16 protein-coding genes are annotated in these 15,233 nt (G+C 66.0%); 8 read left to right on the forward strand and 8 right to left on the reverse strand.

The annotated features are described in order from the left end of the window. Nucleotides 1-14 precede the first annotated feature (14 nt). The 3 genes from P4826_RS15950 to P4826_RS15960 are packed head-to-tail and all read left to right on the forward strand — an operon-like array spanning nt 15 to nt 3,933. Entirely contained in the window at nt 15-1,574 is a 1,560-nt protein-coding gene (locus tag P4826_RS15950) for an ArnT family glycosyltransferase (protein ID WP_317701342.1), read from the forward strand. After that, nucleotides 1,571-2,581, forward strand: a complete 1,011-nt coding sequence (locus P4826_RS15955; protein ID WP_317701343.1) for an NAD-dependent epimerase — start codon at nt 1,571-1,573, stop codon at nt 2,579-2,581. The genes P4826_RS15950 and P4826_RS15955 overlap by 4 nt, the downstream gene beginning before the upstream one ends. Next, nucleotides 2,578-3,933: a UDP-glucose dehydrogenase family protein gene (locus P4826_RS15960; protein ID WP_317701344.1), complete on the forward strand. Its 1,356-nt coding sequence runs from the start codon at nt 2,578-2,580 to the stop codon at nt 3,931-3,933. The genes P4826_RS15955 and P4826_RS15960 overlap by 4 nt, the downstream gene beginning before the upstream one ends. On the opposite strand, the gene P4826_RS15965 is transcribed toward P4826_RS15960, so the two are convergent. Beyond that, a complete protein-coding gene (locus P4826_RS15965; protein WP_317701345.1) occupies nt 3,927-5,225 on the reverse strand; it encodes a TRAP transporter large permease in 1,299 nt (432 codons plus the stop codon). The genes P4826_RS15960 and P4826_RS15965 overlap by 7 nt on opposite strands. Further along, nucleotides 5,222-5,770: a TRAP transporter small permease gene (locus P4826_RS15970; RefSeq protein ID WP_317701346.1), complete on the reverse strand. Its 549-nt coding sequence runs from the start codon at nt 5,768-5,770 to the stop codon at nt 5,222-5,224. Before P4826_RS15970 ends, P4826_RS15965 begins: the two co-directional genes overlap by 4 nt. A gap of 121 nt (nt 5,771-5,891) precedes the next feature. On the opposite strand from P4826_RS15970, the gene P4826_RS15975 reads away from it, so the two are divergent. The 5 genes from P4826_RS15975 to P4826_RS15995 all read left to right on the forward strand — a co-directional run bounded on the left by P4826_RS15975 (nt 5,892) and on the right by P4826_RS15995 (nt 10,373). Next, nucleotides 5,892-6,830 carry a LysR family transcriptional regulator gene (locus P4826_RS15975; RefSeq protein ID WP_317701347.1) on the forward strand — a complete coding sequence of 313 codons (939 nt, stop codon included), beginning with the start codon at nt 5,892-5,894 and terminating at the stop codon, nt 6,828-6,830. Nucleotides 6,831-7,025: 195 nt separating this feature from the next. Then, entirely contained in the window at nt 7,026-7,925 is a 900-nt protein-coding gene (locus P4826_RS15980; RefSeq protein ID WP_317701348.1) for a transporter substrate-binding domain-containing protein, read from the forward strand. Nucleotides 7,926-8,039: 114 nt separating this feature from the next. Further along, on the forward strand, nt 8,040-8,792 hold the full coding sequence (locus P4826_RS15985; protein ID WP_317701349.1) for an amino acid ABC transporter permease: 753 nt from the start codon (nt 8,040-8,042) through the stop codon (nt 8,790-8,792). A 1-nt stretch (nt 8,793) separates the two neighbouring features. Further along, entirely contained in the window at nt 8,794-9,465 is a 672-nt protein-coding gene (locus P4826_RS15990) for an amino acid ABC transporter permease (protein WP_317701350.1), read from the forward strand. Between the two features lie 170 nt (nt 9,466-9,635). Beyond that, complete coding sequence (locus P4826_RS15995; protein WP_317701351.1) at nt 9,636-10,373, forward strand: amino acid ABC transporter ATP-binding protein; 738 nt, start codon at nt 9,636-9,638, stop codon at nt 10,371-10,373. Between the two features lie 129 nt (nt 10,374-10,502). Here P4826_RS15995 and P4826_RS16000 read toward each other — a convergent pair whose 3' ends face one another. The 6 genes from P4826_RS16000 to P4826_RS16025 form a co-directional block, all read right to left on the reverse strand. Continuing rightward, nucleotides 10,503-11,345: a porin gene (locus P4826_RS16000; protein ID WP_317701352.1), complete on the reverse strand. Its 843-nt coding sequence runs from the start codon at nt 11,343-11,345 to the stop codon at nt 10,503-10,505. Further along, on the reverse strand, nt 11,255-11,629 hold the full coding sequence (locus P4826_RS16005; RefSeq protein ID WP_317701353.1) for a hypothetical protein: 375 nt from the start codon (nt 11,627-11,629) through the stop codon (nt 11,255-11,257). The genes P4826_RS16000 and P4826_RS16005 overlap by 91 nt, the downstream gene beginning before the upstream one ends. 268 nt (nt 11,630-11,897) lie before the next feature. Next, complete coding sequence (locus tag P4826_RS16010) at nt 11,898-12,941, reverse strand: ornithine cyclodeaminase (RefSeq protein ID WP_317701354.1); 1,044 nt, start codon at nt 12,939-12,941, stop codon at nt 11,898-11,900. A 66-nt stretch (nt 12,942-13,007) separates the two neighbouring features. Beyond that, on the reverse strand, nt 13,008-13,835 hold the full coding sequence (locus P4826_RS16015) for an HAD-IIB family hydrolase (RefSeq protein WP_317701355.1): 828 nt from the start codon (nt 13,833-13,835) through the stop codon (nt 13,008-13,010). Between the two features lie 40 nt (nt 13,836-13,875). Continuing rightward, nucleotides 13,876-14,862, reverse strand: a complete 987-nt coding sequence (locus P4826_RS16020) for a glycosyltransferase family 2 protein (protein ID WP_317701356.1) — start codon at nt 14,860-14,862, stop codon at nt 13,876-13,878. Nucleotides 14,863-14,875: 13 nt separating this feature from the next. Beyond that, nucleotides 14,876-15,223 carry an EamA family transporter gene (locus P4826_RS16025; RefSeq protein WP_345785525.1) on the reverse strand — a complete coding sequence of 116 codons (348 nt, stop codon included), beginning with the start codon at nt 15,221-15,223 and terminating at the stop codon, nt 14,876-14,878. Between the last annotated feature and the right edge of the window lie 10 nt (nt 15,224-15,233).

Consider the following 15,233-nt stretch of genomic DNA (forward strand, 5'->3'; position numbering starts at 1 on the left):
GTTGGTCCCCTTGGATGCACCCGCTTGCGTGGTGCCTGCTCTGGATGCTGGCCCATGTGGCTTCGCGCGTGGTGGTGTCGCCAGCGCTGGAACTGGATGAAGCCGAGCAGGCGCTGTGGAGCCAGACGCTCGCGTGGGGCTATGGCAGCCAGCCGCCGTTGTACACGTGGCTGCAGGCGGGCTGGTTTGCCCTGCTGGGGCCGGGCGTGCTGGCCCTGTCGAGCCTGAAGTTCATGCTGCTGGGCCTCACGCTGGTGCTGGTGTGGCGCACGGCCCTGCCACTGATGCCCGAGCGCGCGGCGCTGTGGGCGGCGGCAAGCCTGCTGCTCATCCCCGCCATGGGGTGGGAATCGCTGCGTGATCTGACGCACTCGGTGCTGCTCACCTGCCTGGTCGCTGCCATCTGGTGGGCCCTGTTGCGCCAGCTGCGCCAGCCGCACCCGTCGGGGTTCGCGCTGCTGGGGTTGCTGCTGGGGCTGGGCATGCTGTCCAAATACAGTTTCGCGCTGTTTGCCGCGGTGCTGGGCGGCGCACTGTTGTCGCTGCCGGCAGGCCGGGCGCTGCTGCGCACCCGCGGAGCCTGGTGGCTGCCGGTGGTGGCACTGCTCGTGGTGCTGCCCCACGGCCTGTGGCTGCTGGAGCACTGGCAGGCCGCCAGCGGTCCCACCATGGGCAAGCTGCAGTCCGCCGGCGCCCAGCACCCGGTGGTGCGAGGCATGTGGAGCCTGGTCAAGGCGGTGCTGTCCAACCTGCTGCTGTTTGCACTTCTGGCGCTGCTGGCGTTTCGCAGCGGGTGGTGGCGGGCCAGGCCCTCGGCGGCCACAGGCGATGCCAGCCCGGGGCACTCACGGGCCGACGCGGTCTTGCCGTTGTTTGGCCGCTATCTGCTGCTGCTGGCGCTGGTGCTTGCAGGGCTGGTGGTTGTGGGCGGCGTCACGCATATCAAGGGCCGCTGGCTCTACCCGCTGCTGTGTGCGGTGCCGCTGATGGCGTTTGCCTGGCGGCCCGGGCTGGCGGTGCATAGGGGGGGCAAGGTGTTTGGCGGGATGCTGCTGGGCATGGCGGTGCTGGTGTGGCTGGCGCTGAGCCTGCGGGTCTGGGCCAACGGCCAGCGGGGCGCACCCGACGAGCTGAACGAGCCGGTGGCCGCACTGGCGGGCGCCCTGCGCGCTGCCGGTTATGACGGCCGCAGCCCCATCGTGGCTGGCGATCCCGTGCTGGCCGGGCAGTTGCGGCTGCAGTTTGTGCAGGCGCCGGTGTCCGTATGCAGGGTGCCCGCCCCGCAGGCCATGCCCCCCACCGAGCCGCCCGCAGGCACATGCGCAGTGCAGGTGCTGCGCGGCCGGGCAGGCCAGCCATGGCTGCAGGTGGCGCGCGGCGCACCACCGCCGCCGCCTGGCTGGTGGCACGCGTCTGCGCTGCCTGATGTGCCGGTCACGCTCGAGTTTCCCTATCTCCACGCCAAAGCGGGCCAGACCCCCATGCGTTACCAGTTTCTCTGGCGGCCAGCCCCGGCAGCGGCTGCGGCTGCGGCGGCCACACCCTCGCCCCTACACCCATCGTCTTCGCCATGAACACTGTGCTTGTCACTGGCGCTGCCGGATTCATCGGAATGCACGCCTGCGCCCGCCTGCTGGCGCGCGGCGACACCGTGGTCGGCATCGACAACCTCAACACCTACTACGACCCGGCGCTGAAGGAAGCGCGGCTGGCGCGCCTGCTGCCGCACCCGAACTTCCGCTTTGAGCGGCTGGACATCGCCGACCGGCCGGCCCTGCCCGAGCTGTTTGCGCGGGTGCGCCCCACCCGCGTGCTGCACCTGGCGGCCCAGGCGGGGGTGCGTTATTCCATCGACCAGCCGCACGCCTACGTAGATGCCAACCTGGCGGGCTTTGTGAACCTGCTGGAGGCCTGCCGGGCCTGGCCGGTGGAGCACCTGGTGTATGCCAGCAGCTCCAGCGTATACGGCGGCAATACCCGGCTGCCCTTCAGCGAGGCCGACGCGGTGGACCACCCCATCAGCCTGTACGCGGCCACCAAAAAGTCCAACGAGCTGATGGCGCATACCTACAGCCACCTGTTCCAGCTGCCCACCACCGGGCTGCGTTTCTTCACGGTGTATGGCCCCTGGGGGCGGCCCGACATGGCGCTGTTCCAGTTCACCCAGGCCATCCTGGCGGGGCAGACCATTGACGTCTATGGCCAGGGCCAGCTGGTGCGCGATTTCACCTACATCGACGACATCGTCGAGGGCGTGCTGCGCGTGCTGGACAAGCCCGCCACGCCCGATCCGGCGTTCGATCCGCAGGCACCACACCCCGGCCGCGGCCAGGCACCCTACCGGGTGTTCAACATCGGCAACAACCAGCCCACGGTGCTGATGGACTACATCGCCGCCATCGAGGCAGCACTGGGCGTGCAGGCCAGCAAGCGCCTGCTGCCCGTGCAGCCCGGCGACATGACTGCCACCGCCGCCGACACCCGGGCGCTGGCCGAATGGGTGGGTTTCGCGCCCGGCACCCCGGTCAGCGAAGGGGTGGCCCGCTTTGTTCAGTGGTTCAAGGAGTTTTACGCAGCATGAAAGTCACCGTATTTGGCACAGGCTATGTGGGCCTGGTGCAGGGGGCCGTGCTGGCCGATGTGGGCCACGAGGTACTGTGCGTGGACGTGGACGAAGCCAAGGTGCAAGGTTTGCGCGCCGGGCGCATTCCCATCTATGAACCCGGGCTGCAGCCGCTGGTGGCCGACAACGCCGCCCTGGGGCGTCTGCGCTTCACCACCGATGCTGCCGAGGGCGTGCGCCATGCCGAGGTGCTGTTCCTGGCCGTGGGCACGCCACCGGGCGAAGATGGCAGCGCCGACCTGCGGCACGTGCTGGCGGTGGCCCGCACCGTCGCGCAGTACATGGACGAGCCGCTGTGCATCGTCAACAAATCCACGGTGCCCGTGGGCACCGCCGACCGCGTGGCCGCCACCGTGCGCGAAGGGCTGGCGGCGCGGGGGCTGGCGCTGGAATTCGACGTTGTCTCCAACCCCGAATTCCTCAAGGAAGGCGCGGCCGTGGCCGACTGCCAGCGGCCGGACCGAATCGTCATCGGCACCGACAGCGCCCGTGCCGAGCGCCAGCTGCGCGAGCTCTATGCGCCATTCAACCGCAACCACGACAAGCTCCTGGTGATGGACGTGCGCAGCGCCGAGCTCACCAAATACGCGGCCAACGCCATGCTGGCGACCAAGATCAGCTTCATGAACGAAATGGCCAACCTGGCCGAACAGCTGGGTGCCGACATTGAAGCAGTGCGCCAGGGCATTGGCAGCGACCCGCGCATCGGCTACCACTTCATCTACCCGGGCGTCGGCTATGGCGGCAGCTGCTTTCCCAAGGATGTGCAGGCGCTGATCCACACCGCCCACAGCGTGGGCCTGCGCCCCATGGTGCTGGAGGCGGTCGAGCAGCGCAACGCCGCGCAGCAGCGCGTGCTGTTCGAACGCATCCTTGCCCACTACCAGGGGCAACTGCAGGGCAAGGTGATTGCGCTGTGGGGCCTGGCCTTCAAGCCCAACACGGACGACATGCGTGCAGCGCCCAGCCGCACCCTGATGGAAGCGCTGTGGGCTGCGGGCGCCAGCGTGCAGGCGCATGACCCGGTGGCCATGGAGGAAGCCCGCCGGCTGTACGGCCAGCGGCCCGACCTGCGCCTGTGCGCCAGCCCGCTGCAGGCGCTGGAGGGCGCGGATGCGCTGGCCATCGTGACGGAATGGAAGGCCTTTCGCGTGCCGGACTTTGCGCGCATGGCGGCGCTCCTGCGCGACCGCGCCGTGTTTGACGGCCGCAACCTCTACCCGCCTGAGCTGCCCGCGCGCCACGGGCTGCACTATGTGTCGATCGGGCGGCCTGCCGCTGCGGCGCAGGGGCAGGCCTCAGGTCAGTAACCCAGCCTTGCGGGCAGCCACAGGGCCAGCTGGGGGAATGCAATCACCAGCACCATGACGAGGAACATGGCCAACAGCATCCAGCCGACCCAGCGCACAGTGGATTCCATGCGCACCCCGGCGATCCGGCAGGACACCATGAGGTTCACGGCCAGCGGCGGGGTGAACTGGCCCAGGGCCACCTTCAGGGTCAGGATCACGCCGAACCAGACGGGGTCCCACTGGTAGTGGTTCATGATGGGCAGCAGCAGCGGCACAAAGATCAGGAAGATCGAGATGCCGTCCAGGAACATGCCCACGGTGACCAGTAGCAGGATCAGCAGCGCCAGCACGCCGTACTCGCCCAGGCCCGAGTTCACGATGGCCTTGGCCACCGGGTCGATCACGCCCAGGGTGGACAGCGAATACGCAAAGATGCCTGCGAGCGATACAACCAGCAGGATCACCGCCGACAGCTCGCCCGATTCGCGCAGGATGGGAAAGAGGTCGCGCACGGAAATGGTGCGGTACACCACCATGCCCACGAACAGGCCGTAGAACACCGCGACCACGGCCGCTTCGGTGGGCGTGAACCAGCCCGCGCGCATGCCGCCCAGAATCAGCACCGGCGCGGCCAGGCCCCAGCTCGCTTCGCGCAGGCTCTTCCAGAACGGTGGGCGTGGCATGGTCGCTTCGAGCGCGCCCATCTTGTGCTTGCGCGCCATCCACACGGCCGGCACGATCAGCGCGATGCCGGCCAGCACGCCGGGCACCATGCCCGCGGCAAACAGTGCCGGCACCGAGGCACCGGGCACCAGCACCGAGTAGATGATGAACGCGACGGACGGCGGAATGAGGATGTCGGTGGCGGCCGCGGCCCCCACCACACTGGCTGAGAAGGAGGGCGGGTACCCGGCCCGTGCCATTGCGGCAATCATCACCCCACCCACGGCAGCGGCGTTGGCCGGGCCCGAGCCCGAGATGCCCCCGAGGAACATGGCCACCGCAATCGCCACCAGCGGCAGCATGCCCGGCCCGCGCCCGACCATTGACACGGCAAAGTTCACCAGCCGCAGCGCCACGCCCGAGCGGTCAAAGATAGAGCCCACCAGGACGAACATGGGGATGGCCAGGAGCGGGTATTTGCCCAGGCCTGCATAGAAGTTCTGGGGCACGGCCAGCAGGCCGAACCACTGGCTGTCGGCGTTGGCCAGTGCGATCGCGGCGGCGCCCGCCAGGCCCAGCGCAGCGCCAATCGGAACGCCCAGAAACATCAGGCCCAGAAAGGCCACAAACAGCAGCGTGGCGATCATGGCTGGTGGCCCCCGGCGGGCGATGCGGCTTCGCCGGGCGTCTCGCGCGTGCGCCGCACCAGCACGCCCAGGGCGCGTGCCGCAATCAGCGTGGACAGGACGGGCAGCCAGATCGAATACCACCACTGGGGCACGCCGATGCCCGGCGAGGTTTCGCCAAAGCGGTAGTCGTCCCACACCACACGCACGCTGAGCACGGCAATGAGCCCGAACAGCAGGGCGACGCTGAGGGCGCCCAGCTGCGCCAGGCGCCGGCGGCGCAGCGCCGTGCCGCTTTGGCAAAAGAACTCGATGCGGATGTGCTGGTCGCGCGCCACGGCGGCCGAGCCCGCCACCAGGGCCAGGGCGATCATCAGGAACACCGAGATTTCCTCGGTCCAGGCGAAGGACGAATCGGTGAAGTAGCGCACGATCACGTTGGCAAAGGTGATCAGCGCAAGCAGAGCCATGATGAGGACGGTGAGCCAGTCCTCCAGGCGCAGGCTGCGCGGCTCCTCCGGGCTGGGGACGGGGGGCGTGGCTGGGGCAGAAGTGGTGGAATCCATGAACGCTGGGCAGAGGCAGGACAGACGGCTGGGCGCCGCACGGCCGGGCGATTATGCGCGCTGCTATGAAAACTATGTGTTTTGCGCAGCCCATGCCCGCGCGGGCGGATAATGCCGCGCCATGGAAACCAAATGGCTTGAAGACTTCGTCAGCCTGGCTGAAACCCGCAGCTTCAGCCGCTCGGCACAGCTGCGCCATGTCACGCAGCCGGCGTTCTCGCGCCGCATCCAGGCGCTGGAGGCCTGGGCGGGCACGGATCTGGTGGATCGCAGCTCCTACCCCACGCGGCTCACCGCCGCCGGCACCACGCTGTACGACCAGGCGCTGGAGGTGCTGCAGGCGCTGCAGAACACGCGCGCCATGCTGCGCGGGCATTCCAGCAGCAGCTCCGACATGATCGAGTTCGCCGTGCCGCACACGCTGGCCTTCACCTTCTTCCCGGCCTGGGTGTCGGCGGTGCGCGCGGACTTCGGGCCGCTCAAGAGCCGATTGATCGCGCTCAACGTGCACGACGCCGTGATGCGCCTGGTGGAGGGCGGGTGCGACCTGCTGATCTCCTACCACCACCCGTCGCAGCCGCTGCAGCTCGACCCCGAGCGCTACGACATGGTGACCCTGGGCCAGGAGGTGCTGGCGCCGTACTCCAAGGCCGGCCCCGATGGCCAGCCGCTGTTCTGCCTGCCCGGGAGCGTGGGCGAGCCGCTGCCCTATCTGGGCTACGCGCCGGGCGCCTATCTGGGCCGTGTCACGGAGCTGATCCTCAAGCAGTCGGGCACCACCATCCACCTGGAGCGGGTGTACGAGACCGACATGGCCGAAGGCCTGAAGGCCATGGCGCTCGAAGGCCATGGCGTGGCCTTTCTGCCCTACAGCGCCGTGAAGAAGGAGCTGCGCGCGCACAAGCTGGTGAGCGCCGCCCCGCCTGGCGTGGAAGATTGGCAGATGATCATGGAAGTGCGCGCCTACCGTGAAAAACCTTCGCGCAAGGAGTCGGCCAAGGGCCTGGCTCAGGCGCTGTGGGCCTATCTGCAGGCCCAGGGCGGGCAAAACCCCATCTGATTGAACTTGGGCGCTGTTCTGGAAATACCCTAGGAATCTTGCGCCCCGGGAGGCGGTCGAGCACGCACAATACGAGGCCTGTGCTCCCCGTTCGGGAGCGGGTTGCACTTGGGGCACGCGCCATTGGCGATCTGCGCCGCCATGCAACCCATGAACCACAGCCCAATCATCGTTTCACCCACAAGGAGATCCCACATGAAGAAACATTTGCTGGCCGCCGCGATCACCGTTCTGGCTGCAGGCAGCGCCCTGGCGCAGGCCAACGACACCCTGGCGAAGATCAAATCGTCTGGCGCCGTCACCCTGGGCGTGCGCGAATCATCGGGCCTGGGCTACACGCTGGGCAGTGGCAAGTACGTGGGTTTTCACACCGAGATGGGTGAGCGCATCCTGGCCGACATCCAGAAGCAGCTGGGCCTGGCCAAGATGGAGATCAAGTACCAGCCCGTGACCTCGCAGAACCGCATCCCGCTGGTGGTCAACGGCACCGTGGACATCGAGTGCGGCTCCACCACCAATAATATGGCGCGCCAGAAGGACGTGGCCTTTGCCTACACCACCTATGTGGAAGAGGTGCGCATCGCGGTGAATGCCAAGTCGGGCATCACCGGCATCAAGGATCTGAATGGCAAGACCATCGTCACCACCACCGGCACGACCTCTGTGCAGACGCTACGCAAGAACAAGCGCGCCGATGGCCTGACCTTCAAGGAGGTCATGGGCAAGGACCACGCCGACAGCTTCCTGATGCTGGAGACGGGCCGCGCCGACGCCTTCATCATGGACGGCTCCATCCTGGCGGCCAACATCTCCAAGTCCAAGAACCCGGCCGACTACAAGGTCGTCGGCGAGGTGCTGTCGGTCGAGCCCATCGCCTGCATGCTGCGCAAGGATGATCCGGCCTTCAAGAAGGCCGTGGACGACTCCATCGTGCGCCAGATCAAGGACGGCTCGCTGGCCAAGCTCTACGACCGCTGGTTCATGCAGCCCATCCCGCCGAACAACGTGAAGGTCGGCCTGCCGCTGTCCGAGGCCACCAAGGAAGCCTGGGCTAACCCGAACGACAAGCCCATGGAGTCCTACGAAGTCAAGTAAGCGGCGCTGCACATAGGCCGGCCCCTTCTGACCTGATGGACGGAAGGGGCCTTTTTGTTGCGCACCGCGATGCGGGCCGCGCATGTCCGAGTTAACAAACAAAGAGGTGTTCTTATGAGTTGGGATTGGCAGGTGTTCTGCCAGGACACCATTACCCAGGAGGTGGGCGCGAGCTGCTTCGGCCAGGGTGGTGACATCACCTATCTGGACTGGATGCTGTCGGCCTGGGGCTGGACCGTGTCGGTGTCTCTGCTGTCTTTGATCGTGGCGTTGGTCGTGGGATCGGTGATCGGTACCTTGCGCACCCTGCCCGATAGTCCGTGGATCGTGCGCCTGGGCAATGCCTGGGTCGAGTTCTTCCGCAATATTCCGCTGCTGGTACACATTTTTCTGTGGTACCACGTGATCCCGTCGATCTTCCCGGCCATGAAGTCGCTGCCCGGCTTTGTGCTGGTGGTGTTTGCCCTGGGCTTCTTCACCTCGGCGCGCATTGCCGAGCAGCTGCGCTCGGGCATTCTGGCACTGCCGCGCGGCCAGCGCTACGCCGGCATGGCGATGGGTTTCACCACCTTCCAGTACTACCGCTATGTGCTGCTGCCGATGGCGTTTCGCATCATCATCCCGCCGCTGACCAGCGAGACCATGAACATTTTCAAGAACTCCTCGGTGGCCTTTGCCGTGTCGGTGGCCGAGCTGACCATGTTCGCCATGCAGGCGCAGGAGGAAACCTCGCGCGGCATCGAGGTCTATCTGGCGGTGACCGGGCTGTACGTGATCTCGGCCTTGGTCATCAACCGCATCATGGCCTTCGTCGAGAAGCGCTCGCGCGTGCCCGGCATGATTGCTGCGGGCGGGGGAGGGCATTGATATGAACCTGAATATCGATTGGTCCTTCTTCACCTGGGATCTGTTCACCAACTTCGTGCTCAAGGGGCTGTACTTCAGCCTGTTTCTGACCGTGGTGGCCACGGCTGGCGGCATTGCCCTGGGTACGGTGCTGGCGCTGATGCGGCTGTCAGGCAAGAAGTGGCTGGACCTTCCAGCCACCATCTACGTCAACGGCATGCGCTCCATCCCGCTGGTGATGGTGATCCTGTGGTTCTTCCTGTTGGTGCCGCTGATCATCGGGCGGCCCATAGGTGCCGAGGTCTCGGCCATCATCACCTTCGTGGCCTTCGAGGCGGCCTACTTCAGCGAGATCATGCGCGCCGGCATCCAGTCCATACCCCGGGGCCAGGTGTTTGCCGGCCAGGCCATGGGCATGACCTATGGGCAGAACATGAAGCTGGTGGTGCTGCCGCAGGCGTTTCGCAACATGCTGCCGGTGCTGCTCACGCAGACCATCATCCTGTTCCAGGACACCTCGCTGGTCTATGCCATTGGCGCCTATGACATGCTCAAGGGCTTCGAGATCGCCGGCAAGAACTATGGCCGCCCGATCGAAGCCTACATGGCGGCGGCCGTGGTCTATTTCATCATTTGCTACGCGCTGTCGTGGAGCGTCAAGCGCCTGCACAAGAAGATCGCCATCATCCGCTGATATGCAGCACAACCCCCTGAGGCGCTGCGCGCCTTCCCCCTTCTCTCGCGGCGCTGCGCGCCGCGGGAAGGGGGACGCCACCAGCGCGGCGGGGCGGCCCTTGCGCGGTGGCCCTGGCCTGGGCCGCGCTTCTTGCACGCGTAGCGGGGCATAAGAGATTGGAGTGAAAAATGATTGAACTGAAGAACGTTTCCAAGTGGTACGGCAGCTTCCAGGTGCTCAATGACTGCTCCACCAACATCCAGAAGGGTGAGGTGGTGGTGGTCTGCGGCCCCTCGGGATCGGGCAAATCCACGCTGATCAAGACCATCAACGCGCTCGAGCCCATTCAAAAGGGCGAGATTTATGTGGACGGCACGCCCATCCACGACCCCAAGACCAATCTGCCCAAGCTGCGCTCGCGCGTGGGCATGGTGTTCCAGCACTTCGAGCTGTTCCCCCACCTCTCGGTGACCGAGAACCTGACCATCGCGCAAATCAAGGTGCTGGGGCGCAGCCCCGACGACGCCAAGAAGCGCGGCCTGAAGATGCTCGACCGTGTCGGCCTGATGGCGCACAAGGACAAGTTCCCGGGCCAGCTCTCGGGCGGCCAGCAGCAGCGCGTGGCGATTGCGCGCGCGCTGTCCATGGACCCCATCGTCATGCTGTTCGATGAGCCCACCAGCGCGCTCGACCCCGAGATGGTGGGCGAGGTGCTGGACGTGATGATGGGCCTGGCCCACGAGGGCATGACCATGATGTGCGTGACGCACGAGATGGGTTTTGCCAAGAAGGTCAGCGACCGCGTGATCTTCATGGACGTGGGCGGCAAGATACTGGAAGACTGCAGCAAGGAAGAGTTCTTTGGCAACCCCGACGCGCGCCAGCCGCGCACCAAGGACTTCCTGAACAAGATCCTGCAGCATTGATGGGCCTGGTGGCTCGCAGGCCTGCCGGGGCAGGGACGCGAGGCTGTGCCGGGGCGAAAAAAAGGCGACCGACCGTCCCCGCAGCAGCCGGTCGCCAACCCTGAAGAACAAAAAACCGTTGCGTGTCGATCAGAAGAAGAGGATGCCGCCGATAGCGACGCTGTTCTGCTTGGCGCTGGCGCCGCTGAAGCCCTTGGATCGGGTCTGACCGATTTCACCCACCAGGGTCACGCTCTTGGTCAGGTTGTAGTAGACGCCAGCGGTCAGGTTTTCATTCGAGCGCAGATCAGAGCCGGTGAAGGCGCTGTCGTTCTTGCTCCTGCCGTAACCCAGGCCCAGCTTCACGTTCTGGGCGGCCTGCATGGTTCCTTGCAGCAGAAGGTTGTTGCCCTTCACGCCGCCCTGGTCGCCGTCGGCCAGAATGCCGATGCCCTTGCCGCCCTGGTAGTTGGCCAGCAGGCCGAACGCGCCGGCGTTGACGGATCCGCCGACTTCGCCGGCGTTCATGGTGAAGCCGCCCACGCCGTCATATTTCTGGGTCTTGGCGCCCACCCAGGCCTTGAACCCCTGGCCAGCGTAGGTGGCCCGGGCCTGGAACTGCAGGTTGTCCTTCTTCGCCGTGCTCAGGTTGTTGGTCGGGCTCATCAGGCCCAGATCCACACTGAAACCACCCATGTTCGGGGTGGTGTAAACGGCTTGCCCGTACATGCCGGGGAAGGTGTAGCCGGAGCCGATATGGCCCAGCGAGACGCGGCCATTTTGCGTTGCGTTGGTGGCCGCACCGACACCGATGAGGGTCATGTCGCTGATGATGGAATGAAAACCGAACAGCCCGTAGTCGCGCCCCAGCTTGACCGTGCCCATGCCGTCATTGCCAAAGCTCAGGTAGGCCTGGCGAACGTCCACGTCATTGTTCTGCGCGATGGAACTGCCGGTGGCGACGGAGACGCCGATGCCCACGTTGGCGGACACATCAAAGCCGCCCTGCCTGGACTGGGCCCGACGGAGAGGTAGGACGGCAGCAGGCCGTTGCCGATCACGGTGGTCTTTTCCTTGCCGGCGCAGGCCAGGCCGGCATCACCCAGGGCGGTGCCAGTCACGGTGCCCGCGGGTTGCTTGCAATCGGTCTGGGTGTAGAAGGCATTGACGTTGCCGCCGATGGACACAGTCCAGTCGCCGGCCTGGATGTCAACGGCCTGGGCTGCGGGGAGGGCGAAGGCTGCGAGTGCAGCGGCTGCAATGAGTTTTCTGTCCATCTATGTCTCCGTGGTGATAAATGACGAGGTACGTGATCGGCCGGTCACTGGTGATCCGGCGGCGTTGCTGACGCAAGTACCGTGCCTGTCATTTGCACTGCCGCAATGGCTTGCTGTACCGAGACATATGCTCCGAACATTGGCATACGAGTTCAGAAACGGAGCAGGCTGTCCCACGGCCAGCCAAGGCTGGCGCAGTCCGGGCCAGGCCCTGGGCGTCATATCAGGGCGCAAGCCGGTGTATCGCGCGCTGGTATGGCGTGGTGCTTCAAGAGGGGGTGGGCGACTGCTGGCCTGTTGTGCGCACACGGCCAAACAAGTCCTTGGGGTCGCCCTGGCCGGGCACCAGCTCCAAGTCCATGCCCAGGTGGTGCGCCTCGGCCAGCCGATGGATGAGGCGCAGGGTGGCATGGTCCTCCAGCGCAAAGCCGACCGAGTCAAACAGCGTCACCTGCCCCTCGTGCTCGCGTCCTGGCGCCTGGCCTGCGAGCACCCGCCACAGCTCGGCGACCGGGTGGTCGGCGGGCAGCTGCTGGATCTCGCCCTCTACGCGGGTTTGCGGCGGGTATTCGACAACGATGCGCGCTGCTCGCAGTACATCCGGGTGCAGCTCGGTCTTGCCCGGGCAGTCGCCGCCCACGGCATTCAGGTGCATGCCGGGCTCCAGCATGGCGGGCGTGACGATGCAGGCGTGGCTCTTGCTGGCCGTGGCCGTGGTCACGATGTCGGCGCCGCGCACGGCCTGGATCACCGATGCGGCGCGCCGCAGCGTCAGCCCGGGCACCGTTGCCAGGTTGCGCTGCAGCCGCTCACTGGCCGCCGGGGCGATGTCGAACACGCGCAGTTCGTCGATGCCCAGCAGCGCGTGAAAGGCCAGGGCCTGGAACTCGGCCTGCGCGCCGTTGCCGATCAGCGCCATGCTGCGGCTGCCCGGCCGCGCCAGGGCCCGAGCCGCCAGGGCCGAGGTGGCGGCGGTGCGCAGGGCCGTGGCCAGGGTCAGCTCGGACAGCAGCAGCGGCAGGCCCGTGGCCACCTCGGCCAGCATGCCGAAGGCCATCACCGTGGGCAGGCCCAACGCCGGGTTGCCGGGGTGGCCGTTGACATACTTGAAGCTGTAGAGCCGCTCGTCCGCCACGGGCATGAGCTCGATCACGCCAGTCGGGCTGTGGCTGGCCAGGCGTGCCGATTTGTCGTAGTCGTCCCAACGCAGGAAGCTGGCCTGGATCTCGTCGGCCAGCTCGCAGAGGAAGCGTTCTGGGCCCATGCCCCGCACCAGGGCGGCCAGGGTCGGAAGATCGACGAGTCGGGTCATGGGGCGATCCTGTGGCGAGCCGGGATGCCGCCATTGTGGACGGCCCCACGCCGCCGGGCAAACCGCCTACGGCCTGGCGGCCAGGATCGCGCGCGCCAGCTCGGCAAAGCCCGCGCCGCGCTCGCCCTGGGTCACGTAGCGCGGCAGGTGCGTGAGCTGCGGCACGAAGCGCGCGATGTTGGCCACGCCCACGCTGTTCTCGAAATGTTCGAACATCAGCTGGTCATTGGTCGAGTCGCCCACATAGACCCAGTGCGAGAGCTCGGCATCCAGATCGCGCCCCAGCAGCTCGCGCACTATCCAGCGCGCGCCTTCCAGTTTGTTGTGCGCGCCATACCAGCCATTGATGTGGATGCTGCTGACGGTGGCGTTCATGCCGGCAGCGCGCATGATGGCCACGCATTCGGCGATGGCTGATGGCGGCAGGTGCGTGAACTCGCTGTGGTCGATGGCGATGTCGGTCTCGCGCCCGGCCGAGTCGGTGGCGCGGCGCGCACCGGGCACGCGCGCCTCGATGTCGGCCAGCACCTGCTGCATGCGGGCGTAGTTGGCGGCGCGTGTGGTGGCGTCCTGTTGGTATATTTTTGATAGCTGCTCGCGCTTTAATGGAAAGCGCTGAAGGCTATTTTTGTCTATATTTTTTGGCAGCAACGCCACGGCCCCGTTCTCGGCCACGATGCTGTCCACCGGCCAGCTGGCGGCAAACGGCTCGCTCCAGCCCACGGGCCGGCCAGTGATGGCGATCACATGCAGGCCGGCGGCTTTCAGGTCGGCCAGCGCCGCCAGCGCTTCGGGTGTGATGGCGCCGTCGGTGGTCAGGGTGTCGTCGATGTCGGTGAGCACGCCGAAGATGCGTTGGCGTGTCGGGCCAGGCCACAGGGCAAGGGGTTGCATGCAAAAAAGATGGGTGGTGTAGTGCGGCGCAGCCGGCGTATCACGAGATGGTGGAGTCGTGCGAGGGGAGCGCCGAATGATCCAGGGACAGGCAAAGCGGCTCGGTCGGTACGTTGCTCACGTCATAGTGCAGGAAGGCAATCAGGCTTTGAATGCCGATCAGCACCGGCAGCGCCGCCAGCATGACCGTGCCGCTGGTGGCGGGGTGGCTATTGAAGTTGCCCGAGACCCAGTGCCAAGTGCCAAACGCCGTGCCGGCCAGCACCAATAGCACGCCGCTCAGACTGTACAGCGTGCCCACGTTGAAGTCGCGCACCAAGTAGCTATAGACATAGCGGCGCCACAAACGAGACATGTGCTTTTTCAGGAACTCAGGCAGCACGCGCCCGACCTTGAGATTGGATTCCTCGTCGGCGTAGACCGAGTCCATGGGAATATCCTTCACCACGGCACGCAGTGTGTTCAGACGGAACAGCATGTCGGTCTCGAAGAAATAGCGCCGCTCCAGCTTGTCCAGCGGCAGCTCGGCCAACACGCTGGTGCGCACGGCCGTATAGCCGTTGGTGGGATCCATCACGTTCCAGTAGCCACAGCTGAGCTTGGTCAGGAAGGACAGCATGGCATTGCCAAACAGTCGCACCGGCGGCATGCCTTGCACCGATTCAGGGCGGAAGAAGCGATTGCCCTTGGTGTAGTCGGCCCGTCCCTGCAGCAACGGGCGCACGAAGCTGGGCAGCAGCGCGGGGTCCATCTGCCCATCACCATCGATCTTCACCACGATATCCATGCCATCGGCCATGGCGGCCTGGTAGGCGGTGACGATGGCGCCGCCCACGCCACGGTTCTCGGGGTTGAACAACACCCGCACGCGTGGGTCGCGGTTGTGTTCCTCGATGAACCGGCCGCTGCCGTCCGGACAGGCATCGTCCACCGCGTAAATGGCCTCCGCCTCAGAACCTATCGCTTGGATCACTTCCAGGACATGCCGGGTGACTTTGTAGCAAGGAATGGCGACGGCGATGCGCATCGGGTGTCAATCCTTAATTTGTGGACGCCAGCGCCACGCCGGCCATGATGAGAGCGCCACCCGCCAGCGTGCGCCAGTGCAGCGATTCACCGAGGAACAGCCAGGCCAGTGTGGGCACGATCAAGAAGGCCAGCCCCATGAACGGATAAGCCAGGTGCAGCGGCGCATGACGCAGTACCCAGACCCACGCGAGAGTGGTGATGCCATATAGGGCCAGCGACGCAATGAGCCAGCCGTTGGTGATCCAGTCCATGGCAGCGGGCTCAGGGGGGAGCGCAGCGGCTGCCTTCTTGAATAGAAGCTGTCCGATCGCGATGCAGACCACGCAGGCCAGGGTCTGAAGAAGAAGGATTGGATTCATTTTCTTCGGC

Origin of the sequence: Diaphorobacter limosus (genome assembly GCF_033100095.1) — a bacterium.
Classification (GTDB): domain Bacteria; phylum Pseudomonadota; class Gammaproteobacteria; order Burkholderiales; family Burkholderiaceae_C; genus Alicycliphilus; species Alicycliphilus limosus.

Excerpts from the sequence above, each read along its gene's own strand:
- P4826_RS16005 (WP_317701353.1), bottom strand. The coding sequence starts at position 11,629 with ATGGACAGAAAACTCATTGCAGCCGCTGCACTCGCAGCCTTCGCCCTC.
- P4826_RS15980 (WP_317701348.1), top strand. The coding sequence starts at position 7,026 with ATGAAGAAACATTTGCTGGCCGCCGCGATCACCGTTCTGGCTGCAGGC.
- P4826_RS15955 (WP_317701343.1), top strand. The coding sequence starts at position 1,571 with ATGAACACTGTGCTTGTCACTGGCGCTGCCGGATTCATCGGAATGCAC.
- P4826_RS16025 (WP_345785525.1), bottom strand. The coding sequence starts at position 15,223 with ATGAATCCAATCCTTCTTCTTCAGACCCTGGCCTGCGTGGTCTGCATC.
- P4826_RS16015 (WP_317701355.1), bottom strand. The coding sequence starts at position 13,835 with ATGCAACCCCTTGCCCTGTGGCCTGGCCCGACACGCCAACGCATCTTC.
- P4826_RS15985 (WP_317701349.1), top strand. The coding sequence starts at position 8,040 with ATGAGTTGGGATTGGCAGGTGTTCTGCCAGGACACCATTACCCAGGAG.
- P4826_RS16010 (WP_317701354.1), bottom strand. The coding sequence starts at position 12,941 with ATGACCCGACTCGTCGATCTTCCGACCCTGGCCGCCCTGGTGCGGGGC.
- P4826_RS15995 (WP_317701351.1), top strand. The coding sequence starts at position 9,636 with ATGATTGAACTGAAGAACGTTTCCAAGTGGTACGGCAGCTTCCAGGTG.
- P4826_RS15970 (WP_317701346.1), bottom strand. The coding sequence starts at position 5,770 with ATGGATTCCACCACTTCTGCCCCAGCCACGCCCCCCGTCCCCAGCCCG.
- P4826_RS15975 (WP_317701347.1), top strand. The coding sequence starts at position 5,892 with ATGGAAACCAAATGGCTTGAAGACTTCGTCAGCCTGGCTGAAACCCGC.
- P4826_RS15965 (WP_317701345.1), bottom strand. The coding sequence starts at position 5,225 with ATGATCGCCACGCTGCTGTTTGTGGCCTTTCTGGGCCTGATGTTTCTG.
- P4826_RS16020 (WP_317701356.1), bottom strand. The coding sequence starts at position 14,862 with ATGCGCATCGCCGTCGCCATTCCTTGCTACAAAGTCACCCGGCATGTC.
- P4826_RS15950 (WP_317701342.1), top strand. The coding sequence starts at position 15 with ATGCACCCGCTTGCGTGGTGCCTGCTCTGGATGCTGGCCCATGTGGCT.
- P4826_RS15960 (WP_317701344.1), top strand. The coding sequence starts at position 2,578 with ATGAAAGTCACCGTATTTGGCACAGGCTATGTGGGCCTGGTGCAGGGG.
- P4826_RS15990 (WP_317701350.1), top strand. The coding sequence starts at position 8,794 with ATGAACCTGAATATCGATTGGTCCTTCTTCACCTGGGATCTGTTCACC.